Source organism: Acidovorax sp. A79 (assembly GCF_041154505.1).
GTDB lineage: Bacteria > Pseudomonadota > Gammaproteobacteria > Burkholderiales > Burkholderiaceae_C > Acidovorax.
Window position 1 is genome coordinate 1,325,080 of record NZ_AP028672.1, and the last position, 15,072, is coordinate 1,340,151.

General features: G+C 59.3%; 15 protein-coding genes. All 15 read left to right on the forward strand.

Annotated elements, in window-relative coordinates; translation table 11 throughout:
* The 15 genes from ACAM51_RS05970 (at position 1) to ACAM51_RS06040 (ending at position 15,052) form a co-directional block, all read left to right on the forward strand.
* Entirely contained in the window at positions 1-948 is a 948-nt protein-coding gene (locus ACAM51_RS05970) for a Gfo/Idh/MocA family oxidoreductase (RefSeq protein ID WP_369642988.1), read from the forward strand.
* Positions 945-1,538 (forward strand): acyltransferase, encoded by a 594-nt coding sequence (locus tag ACAM51_RS05975; protein ID WP_369642989.1) that lies wholly within the window; start codon positions 945-947, stop codon positions 1,536-1,538. Before ACAM51_RS05970 ends, ACAM51_RS05975 begins: the two co-directional genes overlap by 4 nt.
* Complete coding sequence (locus tag ACAM51_RS05980) at positions 1,531-2,658, forward strand: DegT/DnrJ/EryC1/StrS family aminotransferase (protein WP_369642990.1); 1,128 nt, start codon at positions 1,531-1,533, stop codon at positions 2,656-2,658. The genes ACAM51_RS05975 and ACAM51_RS05980 overlap by 8 nt, the downstream gene beginning before the upstream one ends.
* Positions 2,659-2,851: 193 nt before the next feature.
* Positions 2,852-3,841 carry an NAD-dependent epimerase/dehydratase family protein gene (locus ACAM51_RS05985; RefSeq protein ID WP_369642991.1) on the forward strand — a complete coding sequence of 330 codons (990 nt, stop codon included), beginning with the start codon at positions 2,852-2,854 and terminating at the stop codon, positions 3,839-3,841.
* A 14-nt stretch (positions 3,842-3,855) separates the two neighbouring features.
* Positions 3,856-4,992, forward strand: coding sequence for a DegT/DnrJ/EryC1/StrS family aminotransferase (locus tag ACAM51_RS05990; protein ID WP_369642992.1), 1,137 nt, complete (start codon positions 3,856-3,858; stop codon positions 4,990-4,992).
* Between the two features lie 9 nt (positions 4,993-5,001).
* On the forward strand, positions 5,002-5,634 hold the full coding sequence (locus tag ACAM51_RS05995) for a hypothetical protein (RefSeq protein WP_369642993.1): 633 nt from the start codon (positions 5,002-5,004) through the stop codon (positions 5,632-5,634).
* A 73-nt stretch (positions 5,635-5,707) separates the two neighbouring features.
* Entirely contained in the window at positions 5,708-6,985 is a 1,278-nt protein-coding gene (locus tag ACAM51_RS06000; protein ID WP_369642994.1) for a glycosyltransferase, read from the forward strand.
* A complete protein-coding gene (locus ACAM51_RS06005) occupies positions 6,963-8,381 on the forward strand; it encodes a lipopolysaccharide biosynthesis protein (RefSeq protein ID WP_369642995.1) in 1,419 nt (472 codons plus the stop codon). The genes ACAM51_RS06000 and ACAM51_RS06005 overlap by 23 nt, the downstream gene beginning before the upstream one ends.
* 16 nt (positions 8,382-8,397) lie before the next feature.
* Positions 8,398-8,646, forward strand: coding sequence for a hypothetical protein (locus tag ACAM51_RS06010; RefSeq protein ID WP_369642996.1), 249 nt, complete (start codon positions 8,398-8,400; stop codon positions 8,644-8,646).
* Positions 8,643-9,857, forward strand: a complete 1,215-nt coding sequence (locus ACAM51_RS06015) for a glycosyltransferase family 4 protein (protein ID WP_369642997.1) — start codon at positions 8,643-8,645, stop codon at positions 9,855-9,857. The genes ACAM51_RS06010 and ACAM51_RS06015 overlap by 4 nt, the downstream gene beginning before the upstream one ends.
* Positions 9,854-10,549, forward strand: coding sequence for a class I SAM-dependent methyltransferase (locus tag ACAM51_RS06020; RefSeq protein WP_369642998.1), 696 nt, complete (start codon positions 9,854-9,856; stop codon positions 10,547-10,549). The genes ACAM51_RS06015 and ACAM51_RS06020 overlap by 4 nt, the downstream gene beginning before the upstream one ends.
* Entirely contained in the window at positions 10,546-11,700 is a 1,155-nt protein-coding gene (locus ACAM51_RS06025; RefSeq protein WP_369642999.1) for a DegT/DnrJ/EryC1/StrS family aminotransferase, read from the forward strand. The genes ACAM51_RS06020 and ACAM51_RS06025 overlap by 4 nt, the downstream gene beginning before the upstream one ends.
* Before the next feature lies 1 nt (position 11,701).
* A complete protein-coding gene (locus tag ACAM51_RS06030) occupies positions 11,702-12,313 on the forward strand; it encodes a sugar transferase (protein WP_218295583.1) in 612 nt (203 codons plus the stop codon).
* An 87-nt stretch (positions 12,314-12,400) separates the two neighbouring features.
* The gene (gene lysS / locus ACAM51_RS06035; protein WP_218295584.1) at positions 12,401-13,945 is read left to right on the forward strand and encodes a lysine--tRNA ligase; all 1,545 of its coding nucleotides are present in this window, start codon (positions 12,401-12,403) and stop codon (positions 13,943-13,945) included.
* 81 nt (positions 13,946-14,026) lie between these two features.
* Positions 14,027-15,052, forward strand: coding sequence for a diguanylate cyclase (locus ACAM51_RS06040; protein WP_369643777.1), 1,026 nt, complete (start codon positions 14,027-14,029; stop codon positions 15,050-15,052).
* Positions 15,053-15,072 lie beyond the last annotated feature (20 nt).

The window sequence follows — 15,072 nt, forward strand, 5'->3', positions numbered from 1 at the left end:
ATGAAAAACTTTGCATTGATAGGCGCTGCTGGCTACATCGCCCCTCGACACATGCGTGCCATCAAAGACACCGGCAATTGCTTGACAGCAGCCTTCGATGTCAATGACTCGGTGGGAATCATCGACACCCTGGCACCTGACGCCGTTTTTTTCACTGACTTCGAGTGCTTTTACGAGCGTGCACACACGCTGCGGCGCAGCCCTGATCAGGCCCTTAGCTACGTGGCAGTGTGTTCCCCCAATCATCTGCACCATGCGCACATCGCGGCAGGACTGCGCCTGGGCTGTGACGTTATTTGCGAGAAACCCCTGGTGCCCACGCCCGCACTGGTGGATGAGCTGGCGCGGGTGGAACGAGAAACCGGCCAGCGCGTATTCAACATACTGCAACTGCGCCACCATGAGGCGATTGTCCAGTTGCGCGACAAGGTGGCTACAGCCCAGCAAAACACCAAGTTCGATGTCGACCTGACCTACATCACCTCACGCGGCAAATGGTATGCCGCCAGTTGGAAGGGCGATCCCCGCAAATCGTTTGGCGTGGTCACCAACATCGGCGTGCATTTCTTCGACATGCTGCACTTCATTTTTGGCGAGCTGCAGCGCAGTGAAGTGCACTACAACACCGAAACCAAGGCAGGCGGGTATCTGGAATACCAGCGCGCCAGGGTCCGGTGGTTTCTTTCCATTGATGCCAACGACCTGCCTGATGCAGTCAAAGGCAAGAAGACCACCTACCGCAACATCGACATCAGCGGAGAGCCTCTCGAATTCTCTGACGGCTTTACCGACCTGCACACCACCAGCTATACCGAAATTCTGGCGGGCCACGGTTATGGGCTGGAAGATGCACGCCCCTGTATTGAAACCGTGCACGCCATTCGCACAGCCAAACCGCTGGTCAGCACGCTGCGTGAAATGCACCCGTTCGTGTCCCTATTGAAATGAGCACCACCATCCACCCCAGCGCCATCGTGGACGAAGGCGCAGTCATCGGCGAAGGCTCGCGCATCTGGCACTGGGTTCACGTGTGCGGCGGCGCGCGCATTGGCAAAAGCGTTTCGCTGGGCCAGAATGTGTTTGTGGGCAACCGGGTGGTGATTGGCGACCACTGCAAGATACAGAACAACGTTAGCGTGTACGACAACGTCACGCTCGAAGAGGGCATTTTTTGCGGCCCCAGCATGGTGTTCACCAACGTTCACAACCCGCGCGCATTCATCGAACGCAAGAACGAGTACCGTAACACATTGGTCAAAAAAGGTGCCACCCTGGGCGCCAACTGCACCGTTGTATGCGGCACCACCATTGGCGAATACGCCTTTGTAGGAGCTGGAGCAGTGGTCAACAAGGACGTGCCCGCCTATGCCCTGGTGGTGGGCGTGCCCGCACGGCACATTGGATGGATGAGTCAATTTGGCGAGCAACTCGCGCTCCCACTGCAAGGCCACAGCGAAGCCATCTGCCCGCATACAGAGGCCCGCTATGTGCTAACCGACCGAACGGTTACCAAGCTTCCCGCATCAGACCATGGTTGATTTCATCGACCTCAAGGCCCAGCAGGCACGCATCAAAAACCAGATCGACGCAGCCATTTCCCGGGTATTGGCCCACGGCCAATATATCCTGGGGCCGGAGGTTGCGGAACTGGAGAAACAACTGGCCGCCTACACCGGCGCCAAGCACTGCATTACCGTCGCCAATGGCACCGACGCCCTGCAGATCGCCCAGATGGCCCTGGGCATAGGCCCGGGCGATGAGGTCATCACGCCCGGCTTCACCTACATTGCCACCGCAGAAACCGTGGCCCTGCTGCGCGCCAAGCCCGTCTACGTGGACATTGACCCGCGTACCTACAACTTGAATCCAGCCCTGCTGGAAGCCGCCATCACTCCGCGTACCAGGGCCATCATCCCCGTCAGCCTTTACGGCCAATGTGCAGACTACGACGCCATCAATGCCATCGCCCAAAAACACGGCATTACCGTCATTGAAGACGCTGCCCAGAGCTTTGGCGCCACCTACAAAGGCCGCAAAAGCTGCAACCTGACCCCAATCGCCTGCACCAGCTTCTTCCCCAGCAAACCGCTGGGCTGTTATGGGGACGGCGGAGCCATCTTCACCAACGACGATGAACTGGCCAAGGTCATGCGTCAGATCGCCCGCCACGGCCAAGATCGCCGCTACCACCACATCCGCGTGGGCGTGAACAGCCGGCTGGACACACTGCAAGCCGCCATTCTGCTGGCCAAGCTGGCTATCCTGGACGAGGAAATCGCCGCGCGCCAGCAAGTTGCCGAGTGCTACACCACCCTACTCCCTCGTCCGCTCGCGGGAGAAGGAGTAGATGTGAGTGCGTTCGCTATCACTGCACCCCATATCGCTCCCCACAACACCAGTGCCTGGGCACAATACACCGTGCAAGTGCCCCACCGCGAACAAGTGCAAGACCAACTCAAGCAAATGGGCATCCCCACTGTGGTGCATTACCCCCTCCCGTTGAACCAACAACCCGCCGTGGCTGATGTCGGCACCTTGCTGCCCATGGGTGATGCGGCAGCACAGAGGGTGCTGAGTTTGCCCATACACCCATATCTGGATGTAAATAACCTCCACCGCATCGTGCAAGCCATTGTTGATTTTTCTCCAGAAAATTAGGTCTTAGCCCTCTGCAAAAGAAACAACAAAGAGTTGAAAGCGAGTAAAAAGCAAGCGCATGCGTAGTAGTGGTGATAATTCAACCTAATTTTCCATTAGCCCGATCTCTGGCAAGACCAAGAGCGCAAGTACCTAACAAAGAATGTGCAAATCAAACTCCAGAGGCAATTCACTGGCTCCGTAGAAACAAAAAATGATTAGCAATAAGACTATCTTCATCACCGGCGGTGCTGGCTTTATCGCCAGCACACTGATTGCGCGTTTGGTAGACCACAACCACATTGTTGTTTTTGACAACTATACCCGTGACACCCTCAAAGGTACCGCCTACGCCAATCATCCAAACGTACGGCAAATTCGGGGTGATGTACTAGATTTTGACCACCTAAAAAAATCTATGACAGGCGCTCAGTTGGTCGTACATGCTGCCGCAATTGCTGGTATCGATAGCACGGTTCGGAACCCGGTGACAACGATGCGAGTCAATATGATCGGCACAGCTAACGCACTTGAAGCAGCCCACCAAATCGGCGGAGTGGAACGCTTTTTGGAATTCTCCACTTCCGAAGTATTTGGCTCCCACGCCTTTCGGGTGCAGGAAACAGCCAGCACAGTAACCGGTGCTGTTGGTGAAGCGCGCTGGACCTATGCGGTCAGCAAACTGGCTGGAGAACACCTCGCCCACGCTTACTTCAAGCAATACGATTTACCAACGGTAACAGTGCGGCCTTTCAACGTCTACGGGCCTGGACAGACCGGAGAAGGCGCGCTTTCCATATTCATCCGCAAGGCGCTAAAAAATGAGGATTTACTCATCTTTGGTGATGGTACTCAAATTCGCGCCTGGTGTTTTGTCGATGACATGGTGGAGGGCGTTATACAGTGTCTGCAGCATCCCAAGGCCATCGGAGAATCCTTCAACATCGGGAATGCTCGCGCCGTGGTGACCATTTATGGTCTAGCCGAGGCAGTGTTGCGCGTAACTGGAAGCCGTTCGCGAGTACAGTTCCGCCCAGCCTTATCCGCGGACATTGAGTTGCGAATCCCCAATGTCGAAAAAGCACGGGAACTCATCGGATTCTCAGCAGCCATCGAGCTTGAAGACGGCTTGCGACAAACAGCCAAATGGATCGCAGCTAACGAGACAAGCCTGCCTAGCTTGGCGCCGATCTTCCGTAATTGAACCGGAATGCTCTGATGCTTCGCCTGTCCACACCCTCAATTGACGAGTCTGTAATTGAAGCTGTCAATGCTGTTTTGCGATCGGGCCAACTGGTTTATGGCGCTCAAGGTCAGCGCTTCGAGGCCATGCTGCAAGACTTTCTGGGCGTGCGCCATGCAATCGTCGTGTCCTCTGGCACGGCGGCCTTACACCTTGCGCTTGTAGCGCTCGGCATCGGACCAGGTGATGCGGTGCTCATTCCAAACTTCACGTTTCCAGCCACGGGTAATGTCGTTCGATTGGTAGGCGCGCACCCCGTTCTGGTAGACGTTGACCCTTCGACCTATTGCGTCACCCCTGACTCAGTCGCAGCCGCAATCGATGCATGGCGCGGCCCTCAGCCACTCCGAGCGTTCATCCCCGTACACGAATTTGGCCATCCCGCTGACATGCGGGCGCTCCTCCCGCTTGCTCGATATCACGGATTGAAGATTGTCGAAGACGCGGCCTGCGCCATAGGCGCAACTGAGCACGGAAAAGCTTGTGGCACACATGGAGACATCGGCTGCTGGTCTCTGCATCCGCGCAAGACCCTGACCACTGGTGAAGGGGGCATTATTTCGACGGACGACGACGCCTTGGCAGCCAAGCTTCGCCTCTTGCGCAATCACGGCATGGTCCGCCAACCTCAGGGAATACGCTTCGACGAGCCTGGCTACAACCTGAGATTGACTGACATCCAATCTGCAATGGGTTTGGTCCAGTTACCCCATCTGCCACACTGGATCGATCAACGTCGCTCACTTGCCGCTCATTACCGTCAGGCCTTAGCACCTATGGTGTCCGCGGGTCTCATGGCCCTCCCTGCCAATCATCCAGGACATAGTTGGCAAACCTTCATGGTCGTGTTAAGAGCCGACATCGACCGCGCCACACTGATATGCGATTTGGCCGAGGAGGGTGTCGAGACCAACCTAGGCGCCCAATGCCTTTCTATGCAACCGGCGTTCGAGGATATTCAACCTCTGCCAGCTACCGTCCACGCCTCGAGCCTATACAGACACGGGCTAGCGCTCCCCTTCTGCGAGAGCTATGGACCACAACAAGTGGCGCTAGTTACCAATTTGCTGAATCGGCTGCTATTGGCTCCAAAAACTCAAAAGACCACCTGACTACTCGCGATGGATACTTTCGATCGACTACTAAAAGCCCTTGCACCCAATCTTGAAGGCCTCATTGATGAAGTCCTAGCTGCAAAAATAGAAAGCTCAAGAAACGCGGGACTGCGTCGGCAAATAGCGCTTCGATGGCTCTCCGAGTTGCTGGCTGACGACGAGCGGGCCAAGCTTTATGGATTACCTGCAAGTTGCCGAGTCCGCGAGCAAACCAAGATTCTTATGCCAGAGAAGCTGATTTGCGGCGAGCATGTCTGGATTGGGGAAAATGCTTTTATAGATGCTTCAGGAGGACTTGAGATCGGTGACCACACGACGATCGGTGTCGGAGTGTACGTCTGGACCCATACCAGCATCTTAACCAATCTACTAGGAACGAATATACCTGGCGGAGCACACGTGATTCGGCGCCAGACACGCATCGGCAGCCGATGCTACATCGTCGGCCATACCGTACTCAACCCGGGGATAGCCATAGGGGACGGCGCGGTTGTACTTCCCAATTCGTGCGTCACATCCGATGTGGAAGCCGGAGTGATAGTTGCTGGCGCGCCCGCGCGGCCGATTGGCCAAGTGAATGGCGACTTTCTTACCGCACTCCAAGCGGAGTTACAGGCTCAACGCGGTGAGCAGATCTGAATAGAGGAAATACGTGAGGATCTTTATCGGTCCAACTGAGGTTGCGGGCATCGGACATGGTCTGACACACGGCTTGCGCCGCCTGGGTTTCCACGCCGACGGTGTCTTCGAGTCACCCCACCCTTTCGCCTACGAAACTGCCCAGCACACTAACACCATCACTCGATGGTGGTACGCCACCGGAGGTATTTCGCGCAACTTGCGGTCCAGCGGTTCAGTGTGGACTTGGCCGGTCGCGGCGATCCACTTGCTGTTGGCGTGGCCAGTCCTTGCACTTTCCTTGATCCGGTACGAAGCGTTTGTGTTTCTATCTGGCAAGTCCATCACGAATACTCGTCTCGAGCTCTTCTTGATGCGCCGTCTTGGTAAGCGCACTATCGTGCTATTTGTCGGCTCAGATGCTCGTCCGCCCTACGTGAATGGTGCTTGGCCTTGGTCTGGAGCAAAGGCGATGAAGCAGCTCACTCAAAAGATTCGTCGACGCGTTCATCGCTTTGAAAACGCTGGTGTGATTTGCATCAATGCCCCAGGCACCGCGCAGTTCCATCGTCGACCTGTCATCAACTGGTTTGCGTTTGGCTTTCCCTGCACGCTTGCTGAACGTCAAGCACAACCAGTCTCAACAGAAGATGCGCCTTCCGACATACAGACCGCACCCGCCATAAAAAAAATTAAGTTACTCCACAGTCCTTCCAACCCTCAAGTGAAGGGAACGGAAAGGATCGAGCGGATCGTCAATTCTTTGTTGTCGCGTGGACTTCAAATCGAGTGGACAAAGATCAGCGGCCTCAGCAATGCCCAAGTGCTCGACGAAATCCGAAGTTGCGATCTGGTTGTGGATCAATTGTTTTCTGATACACCTATGGCTGGGCTAGCAACCGAGGCTGCCCAGCTCGGCAAACCTGCAATCGTAGGCAGTTACCTCGCACGCGCACCGAGCTTGATAGCAGGTAATTGGCCAATGCCGCCCAGCCGCTTCGTCGATCCTGATCAATTCGAGTCGGCTCTGGAGGCGTTGGTGAGGGACACAGAGGCACGCCGATCTTTGGGCAATGCTGCCCTCAGTTTTGTCCAATCTGCGTGGTCCTGTGAAGCGGTGGCCGGTCGTTTGGTCGCTTGCCTAAGGGGTGAGGTGCCAGACGCTTGGTGGTTTGACCCTCGGACGACAACCTACCTGCAAGGTTGCGGGCTTGACGAAACTGAAGGTCGCCGTCGCGTTCGCGAGTTGGTTGACGCATATGGTGAAAGTGCACTGTGCTTGGATGACAAGCCATCACTGAGCAAAGCCTACCTTTATTGGGCCCGGCACGACGAATCCAAGGCAGCCCATGTTGAAGCAACTCGCGCGTGACGGCAGTATTTACGCCGCTGGCACGATCGCGTCACGTGGGATCGCTTTACTCACTGTGCCTGTCTACACACGCTTCCTTGATCCTGAGAACTTTGGTGCACTGGATCTAATCCTCACTTCGGGAGTCCTAGTGACGCTGGTAGTTGCCCTGGAAGTCGGCCAAGGCCTAGCCCGTGAGTGGGCCACCTTGCCAAACCCAGAAGCAAAGCGCAGGATGGCTGGCACCGCACTGTGCTTCACGACATTGATGCATGGTGCATTTCTGGCGCTAGCTCTGTCGTTTTCTGAGTCACTGTCGGAGATTCTGTACGACACCCCAGACCGTTCAAGCTTGGTGCAAGCAGGTCTAGCTTACATCGCCTGGAACGCACTGTATCTTCAGCTACAAGCCCAGTTCCGTTGGTCGATGCGACCGCTGAGTTACGTCTCAACTAGCATTTTGTATAGCCTGTTGACATTGGTACTTGGGTACAGCCTCGGTCGTAAGTGGGGCGCTACCGGTGTGTTGGCAGGCCAGATGTTGGCGGCCGCTAGCGCGGTTGGGGTGAGCATCTGGGCTTTGCGAACCCAGTTCGATTGGGCGCTCGATTTGAAACATTTGCGCAGCATGCTTGCCTACTCACTGCCGCTGGCGCCTGCGGGCCTGGCAACCTTCACCAGCTTCCATATCAATCGTTTTATTCTGAACGCATATGCCAATCTGGACCAGGTGGGATACTACGCCGTCGCGTCAAGAGCAGCAGCCGTTACGGCGCTGCTGACCGTTGGCGTTCAGACTGCTCTGACCCCACTTGTCTACCGCTACCATGCGGCACCCGCAACACCGAGACAGCTAGTTCGCCTGCTCGAAGGTTTCATCACGGTAGCACTGGTACTGAGCCTCGGCTTGAGCTTGTATGCACAAGAGCTCATCTTGTGGATTTCGGGACCAGCATACCTGCCAAGTTCTGTGCTGGTTGCTTGGTTGGTGCCAGCAACGCTGCTGTCGCAGATGTACGTATTCTTCCCAGGCTTAGCTCTTGCGCGTCGCACAATGACCCAGTTATCAATCACCGTGCTGACCGGTCTTGTAGCGCTCAGCCTCAACCTCATCCTTATCCCAATTGCACAAGGCCAAGGCGCGGCAATATCCACTCTGATCGCGGCGGCGCTCTATCTCGCGGTTTGGGTCCAAGCAAGTCAACAAAGCTACCGACTACCCATCCGTCTGGGACGAGTCGTTCTCGCATTATTGGCTTACTTGGTTTTTCTCGGCATGGGTTTCATCATGAAGTTCATTGAACTAGACCGTTCGTTGCTCCTTGTTTTTAACTTTGGCTTGCTGATCAGCATGTACATCGTTTGTAATTTGATGGGACTATTTCGATATCGATCCAACGCCGAGCCCCGTAGTTGATGTCTCGTAGTTCACCATGAAAAAAATTCTCCCCAGCCGGAGCGGCTGCCCACAATTCATCAAGAAAAGCGTGGCATTGCAGGGAAATACCTACATGGAGTCGGGCTGGAATCGCTTGGCCCCGTCGCTTTCACCGAGGGCTGTCGGCATGGCAGTGCTTCAGGTGGTGGGTACTCAGGTCTTAGACATTCGCCCTTATGGCGAGGGGGATGCGGATGCCGCATCGCGCATCGTGCAGCACTTGTACGCGGACCTGTGTAAGTGAACATCCTCTACGTCAATCACTACGCCGGCACGCCATCACTGGGAATGGAATACCGCCCCTACTACCTAGCGCGCGAATGGGTGCGGGCCGGCCATGAGGTCACAATCGTTGCCGCCAACTTCTCGCACGTACGTGCCCGGCAGCCGCACAAGGCACGAGATGAAGTGGACGGCATTGCTTACCGTTGGCTACCCACCCCAGCCTATCGAGGCAACGGACTGGGCCGGGTAAAGAACATCTGGAGTTTTCTACGCCAAGTGTGGCAAATGGCGCCCGCACTAGTGGCCGAGTGCAAGCCCAATGCGGTGATTGCATCCAGCACCTACCCCATGGACATCTGGATTGCAAGGCGCATTGCACGGCTGGCGAATGCAAAGCTGATTTATGAGGTGCACGACCTCTGGCCAGCATCGCCCATGGAGCTTTCAGGCATGCCCTGGTGGCACCCCTTCATCCTGTTGTGCCAAAAGGCAGAGAACGACGCCTACCGTGATGCAGATTGTGTGGTGTCCATGCTGCCCAAGGTGACAGAGCATATGGCCCAGCATGGGTTGGACCTTCACAAGCTCCACATTGTGCCCAATGGTGTATCGCCAGAAGAATGGCCCGACTTACCAAGGCCGTTGGTGGGCCCACTGGCGGATTACCTGAATGCACTGAAAAAAGCAGACAGAACCATCGTCGGCTACGCTGGCTCGCACGGGCTGCCCAATGCGATGGATGTGCTTCTGGATGCTGCCGTGCTGCTACGCAATGCACCTCTCTCTTTTGTGTTGGTGGGCAGCGGCCATGAAAAGGCCCGGCTGGCACAACGGGTGCAGAGCGAGCGTTTGGATAACGTCGCGCTGTTTGACCCAATTCCTAAAACACAGATACCGGCCCTGTTGGCACAGTTTGATATTGCCTACATTGGCTGGCGGCGCAGCCCACTGTATCGGTTCGGCATTGCCCCCAACAAACTCATGGACTACATGATGGCGGGCTGCGCTGTTTTGCACTCGGTAGAAGCGGGCAATGACCCCGTGGCAGAGGCAGGCTGCGGGCTGACTGTGGCGCCCGAGTCGCCCCAGGCCGTGGCCCAGGGCTTGCGCCAACTCGCAGCGGCCACGGCGCAACAGCGCCACGGCATGGGCCAGCGGGGGCGGGCATTTGTGTTGGCTCATCACGCCTACCCAGCGCTGGCTCAAAAATTTCTGAAGGCCATGGAATGACTCCGTCGGACGAACCCAGTGCAGTCACCAAGCGATATGCCCGTCGCGCCCAAAATGACGGGCGGTACAGCTTCTTGCGTCCTGAAGTCTATTTGGGTGTTCAGGAGCGGCAACGCGCCATGCTGAAGATGTTCAGCCAACATGGCATGACCGACTTGGCGGCGCCGCGCCTACTGGAGGTTGGGTGCGGCACCGGCGGCAACTTGTTGGAGCTCTTGCGCATGGGCTTCGCACCGCAGCATCTCTGCGGCATTGAGTTACTGCCTGACCGCTGCCGCCAGGCACGCCAAGCTCTTCCGCAGGCGCTGGAACTACTTGAGGGCGATGCGCTGCTGGCTCCCATTGCTGCCGAATCTCAGGATGTGATTCTGGTTTCCACGGTTTTTTCTTCGCTGTTGGATGATCAGTTCCAGCAGCAAATGGCCACCACCTTGTGGAAGTGGCTCAGACCAGGCGGTGCCGTGCTTTGGTACGACTTCACACTCAACAACCCGCGCAATCCCGACGTGCGTGGCATGCCACTGCAGCGCGTGAAAGCGCTATTCCCACAAGCTACCATCACCGCGCGGCGTGTCACACTGGCTCCGCCAATAGCGCGTCGCGTAGCGCCCATCCATCCGATGCTTCACACCTTGTTCAACAGCCTGCCATGGCTGCGCACACACATCCTTTGCTGGATAGCTAAACCATGATCCAGCCCTTCTTGCCCTTTGCCCGCCCCGACATCGGCGACGCCGAGATCGCTGCGGTGACGGAGGCCATGCGCTCCGGCTGGGTCACCACAGGCCCTGTCACGCGCCAGTTTGAACAGGCTTTTGTTGACTACCTCGGCGGCGGACTCCACGGCGTGGCCGTCAATTCGGCTACCGCCGGTCTGCACCTTGCGCTGGAAGCACTCGGCATCGGCCCCGGCGACGAGGTGATCGCGCCCACACTGACCTTCACCGCCACCGTGGAGGTGGTGCGCTACCTGGGCGCCGAACCGGTACTGGTGGATGTGGACCCGGTGACCCTCAACATCGACCCGGCCAAGGTGCGCGCCGCCATCACGCCCCGAACAAAAGCCATCATGCCCGTGCACTACGGGGGCCTGGCCTGCGACATGGACGCCATCCTGTCCATCGCCAAAGAACACCAGCTCAAGGTGGTGGAAGACGCAGCCCATGCCTTGCCCACCACCTGGCGCGGCACCCTGGTGGGACAACTGCAGTCCGATGTCACGGTGTTCAGCTTCTACGCCAACAAGACCATCACCACCGGAGAAGGCGGCATGGCGGTGACGCGCGACCCGGAGCTCGCCAAGCGCATGCGCGTGATGCGCCTGCACGGCATGAACCGGGATGCCTTCGACCGCTTCACCTCCAAGACGCCCGCCTGGTACTACGAGGTGGTGGCTCCGGGATTCAAGTACAACATGACGGACGTTGCAGCCGCCATGGGCGTGGAGCAACTGGCGCGGCTGCCGCAATTCGTGCAGCGACGGCAAGACCTGGCAATCCGCTACCACGAACAGCTGGCGCCCCTGCCCCTGACCTTGCCAGCCACTGCGCCACCAGGCGACACCCATGCGTGGCACCTCTATGTCATCCGGCTGCGGGCGGACGCGCCACTGGGGCGTGACGAGGTCATCCAGGCACTGTCGGACAGGGGCATCGGCACCAGCGTGCACTATGTGCCGCTGCACCGGCACCCGTACTGGCGCGACCGGTACCAATTGACGCCCGCCATGTTCCCCCAGGCCGATGCAGCCTACCAGGCCATGATCAGCATCCCCTTGTTCACCGCCATGAGTCACAGCGACCAGGACCGCGTGATTGCAGCGCTGCACGAGGTGCTGCGCTGACATGCCCAAGCGGCTGTTCGACCTTTTCTTTGCTGCCCTCGGCTTGCTGCTGCTCGCCCCCGTGCTGCTGGCCGTGGCACTGTGGGTGGTGTGGGATTCGCCCGGTCCAGCATTCTTTCGCCAGCAACGCGTGGGCCGCGCAGGCAGGTTGTTCCGCATCTACAAGTTCCGCACCATGCACCCGCGCGCCGAAGCCTTGGGCCCGGCGATTACCGTGGGGGCGGATGCCCGCATTACCCGGGCTGGCCACTGGCTGCGGCGCACCAAGATCGATGAATTGCCCCAGCTTTTCAACGTGCTGCTGGGCCACATGAGCCTCGTCGGCCCCCGGCCTGAGGTGCCGCACTATGTCGCGCTCTACCCGGATTCCGTGCGGGAACTGGTGCTCAGCGTGCGGCCGGGCATCACAGACCGCGCCTCCATCGAATTCCGCGACGAAAGCACCTTGCTGGGCCAGAGCGGCGATCCGGAGCGCACTTACGTGGAGCAGATCCTGCCCGTCAAGCTCCGCTACGCCGCCGACTACGCCCGCTCGCACACGCTCTGGACCGACCTGAAGATCATCGCCGGAACGGCATCCGCGCTGTGGAGCGACCGTCCGTCCAGGGGATAAGGACCAGTCGGCACCCCGTAGCCGATAAAATCAGGGGTTTGGCTGAACCCAGCCCCAAAATTTCACGCCCCCGCACCGACGGCACCTATGTCAGACCAAAACCACGCCCCCGCTCCCCAGGACGAAAACCAGCTCATCGCCGAGCGCCGCGAAAAGCTCCGCGCTCTGCGCGAGGCCCAGGCCAACGGCGGTGGTGTTGCCTTCCCCAACAACTTCAAGCCCGGCCACAAGGCCGCCCAGTTGCACCTGGAGCACAGCGCTGCCACGAACGAGGCCCTGGAAGCCACGCCGGTGAACGTCTCGGTGGCCGGCCGCATGATGCTCAAGCGCGTCATGGGCAAGGCCAGTTTTGCCACGGTGCAGGATGGTTCGCTGGGCGACGTGGGCGGGCGCATCCAGCTTTACGTGACCCGCGACGCCGTGGGCGAAGAGCTGTATGCCGCCTTCAAGCACTGGGACCTGGGCGACATCGTGGGCGCCGAAGGCACGCTCATGAAGACCAAGACGGGCGAGCTGTCGGTCAAGGTGACCGGCCTGCGCCTCTTGACCAAGAGCCTGCGCCCCCTGCCCGACAAGTTCCACGGCATGGCCGATCAGGAGCAGAAGTACCGCCAGCGCTATGTGGACCTGATCACCGACGAGCAGGCCCGCAAGCGCTTCATGGCGCGCAGCAAGGCGGTGAGCGGCCTGCGCGAGTTCATGGTGGGCCACGGCTTCCTTGAAGTCGAAACGCCCATGCTGCACCCCATCCCGGGCGGCGCCAATGCCAAGCCGTTCGTCACGCACCACAACGCGCTGGAGCAGGAGATGTACCTGCGCATCGCGCCCGAGCTGTACCTGAAGCGCCTGATCGTGGGCGGTTTCGAGCGGGTGTTCGAGATCAACCGCAGCTACCGCAACGAGGGCATCTCGGTGCGCCACAACCCCGAGTTCACCATGATGGAGTTCTACGCGGCGTACTGGAACTACCTGGACCTGATGGACTTCACCGAGACGCTGATCCGCGAAGTGGCGCTCAAGGCCACGGGCTCGCTGCAAATGACCTACCAGGGCCGCGCCGTGGACCTGACGCAGCCGTTCGCGCGCCTGACCATCCGCGAAGCGATCTTCCAGTACACCGAAGCCGGCGCCCACGTGGACGATGCCGCGTGGCTGGTCAGCGCGCTCAAGAAGCTGGGCATGACCGAGGAGAAGGACAAGCTCTCGGCACGCACGCTGGCCAGCCTGCAGGTGCTGTATTTCGAAGAAACGGTGGAAGACAAGCTCTGGCAGCCGACGTTCATCATGGAGCACCCGACCGAGATCTCGCCACTGGCACGCGCCAACGATGCCCGCCCCGAGGTCACCGAGCGTTTCGAGCTGTACATCACGGGCCGCGAGTTCGGCAACGGCTTCAGCGAGCTGAACGATGCCGAAGACCAGGCCGCGCGTTTCCATGCCCAGGTGGCCGCCAAGGACAGCGGCGACGACGAGGCCATGTTCTACGACCATGACTTCGTGCGGGCGCTGGAATACGGCATGCCCCCCACGGGGGGTTGCGGCATCGGCATCGACCGCCTCATGATGCTGCTGACCGACAGCCCCAGCATCCGCGACGTGATTCTTTTCCCAGCGCTGCGCCGGGAGTCCTGAGACCGCATCCGCAGCGCCCGGCCGCCACGTCCGCCTGATCGCGCCGTTTCACAGGACACACCAGGAGCCACCGTGCCATTCATCTCCAGCACCGCCCCTTATCCGGCCAACGCGCCACTGCCCGCGGGCGCAGGCTTTTCGGTGCTGGTGGTCGAGGACCAGGGCTCCGTGCGGGCCGCGCTGGTGGCCGAACTGCGGCGCGCGGGCGTGTCCGCCATCTTCGAGGCCCCGGAGGGCAGCGCGGCACTGCACCTGTTCAAGGCCCACCGGCCCGACCTGGTGCTGCTGGACATCAAGCTGCCCGGCAAGGATGGCTATTGGGTGGCGCAGCAGATGCGCGAGAGCGAGGCCGGCGACTGGACGCCCATCATCTTCCTGTCGGGCCTGGACAACGAGCTCGACGTGTGGCGCGGCATCGAAGTGGGGGGCGATGACTACCTGGTCAAGCCCGTGAGGCCCATCGTGCTGATGGCCAAGCTGCGGGCCATGCGGCGGCTGCTGGACATGCGCCGCAGGCTCGTGTCGGTATCGGCCGAGCTGCACCTGGCCAACCAGCGCCTCAACGAAATGGTCGAGGTCGACGCGCTGACCGGCCTGGTCAACCGCCGCGGCTTCGACCGCATCCTGCACAACGAGATCCTGGCCGCACGCCGCGATGCCACGCCGCTCACGCTGATGCTGTGCGACCTGGACCACTTCAAGCTCTTCAACGATGCCAGCGGGCATGTGCAGGGCGATGCCTGCCTGAAAGAGGTGGGCCGCCTGCTGCGCGAGGTCTGCGTGCGCCCCCGGGATGTGGCTTCGCGCTATGGCGGCGAGGAATTCGCACTCATCCTGCCGAACACGCCGCGCTCGGGCGCGATGACCTTTGCAAGGGCATTGGCGCAGCTGCTCAAGGTCCGCGCCATACCGCATGCGGATTCGCCACTGGGCAGCATCCTGACACTGTCGGGTGGCATCACCACCTGCGTGCCCGACGACAGCACCAATGCCGAAAGCATGATCATGCGGGCCGACCAGGCCCTGTATGCCGCCAAGGCCCAGGGCCGCAACCGCTTCTTCAGCTTTGAAATGCAGATGGACACCGTGGAGCAATTGCGCAATTGAGTTTCTTTTCCGCCTTCTCG

Excerpts from the sequence above, each read along its gene's own strand:
- ACAM51_RS05970 (WP_369642988.1), top strand. The coding sequence starts at position 1 with ATGAAAAACTTTGCATTGATAGGCGCTGCTGGCTACATCGCCCCTCGA.
- ACAM51_RS05975 (WP_369642989.1), top strand. The coding sequence starts at position 945 with ATGAGCACCACCATCCACCCCAGCGCCATCGTGGACGAAGGCGCAGTC.
- ACAM51_RS05980 (WP_369642990.1), top strand. The coding sequence starts at position 1,531 with ATGGTTGATTTCATCGACCTCAAGGCCCAGCAGGCACGCATCAAAAAC.
- ACAM51_RS05985 (WP_369642991.1), top strand. The coding sequence starts at position 2,852 with ATGATTAGCAATAAGACTATCTTCATCACCGGCGGTGCTGGCTTTATC.
- ACAM51_RS05990 (WP_369642992.1), top strand. The coding sequence starts at position 3,856 with ATGCTTCGCCTGTCCACACCCTCAATTGACGAGTCTGTAATTGAAGCT.
- ACAM51_RS05995 (WP_369642993.1), top strand. The coding sequence starts at position 5,002 with ATGGATACTTTCGATCGACTACTAAAAGCCCTTGCACCCAATCTTGAA.
- ACAM51_RS06005 (WP_369642995.1), top strand. The coding sequence starts at position 6,963 with ATGTTGAAGCAACTCGCGCGTGACGGCAGTATTTACGCCGCTGGCACG.
- ACAM51_RS06010 (WP_369642996.1), top strand. The coding sequence starts at position 8,398 with ATGAAAAAAATTCTCCCCAGCCGGAGCGGCTGCCCACAATTCATCAAG.
- ACAM51_RS06020 (WP_369642998.1), top strand. The coding sequence starts at position 9,854 with ATGACTCCGTCGGACGAACCCAGTGCAGTCACCAAGCGATATGCCCGT.
- ACAM51_RS06025 (WP_369642999.1), top strand. The coding sequence starts at position 10,546 with ATGATCCAGCCCTTCTTGCCCTTTGCCCGCCCCGACATCGGCGACGCC.
- ACAM51_RS06030 (WP_218295583.1), top strand. The coding sequence starts at position 11,702 with ATGCCCAAGCGGCTGTTCGACCTTTTCTTTGCTGCCCTCGGCTTGCTG.
- lysS (WP_218295584.1), top strand. The coding sequence starts at position 12,401 with ATGTCAGACCAAAACCACGCCCCCGCTCCCCAGGACGAAAACCAGCTC.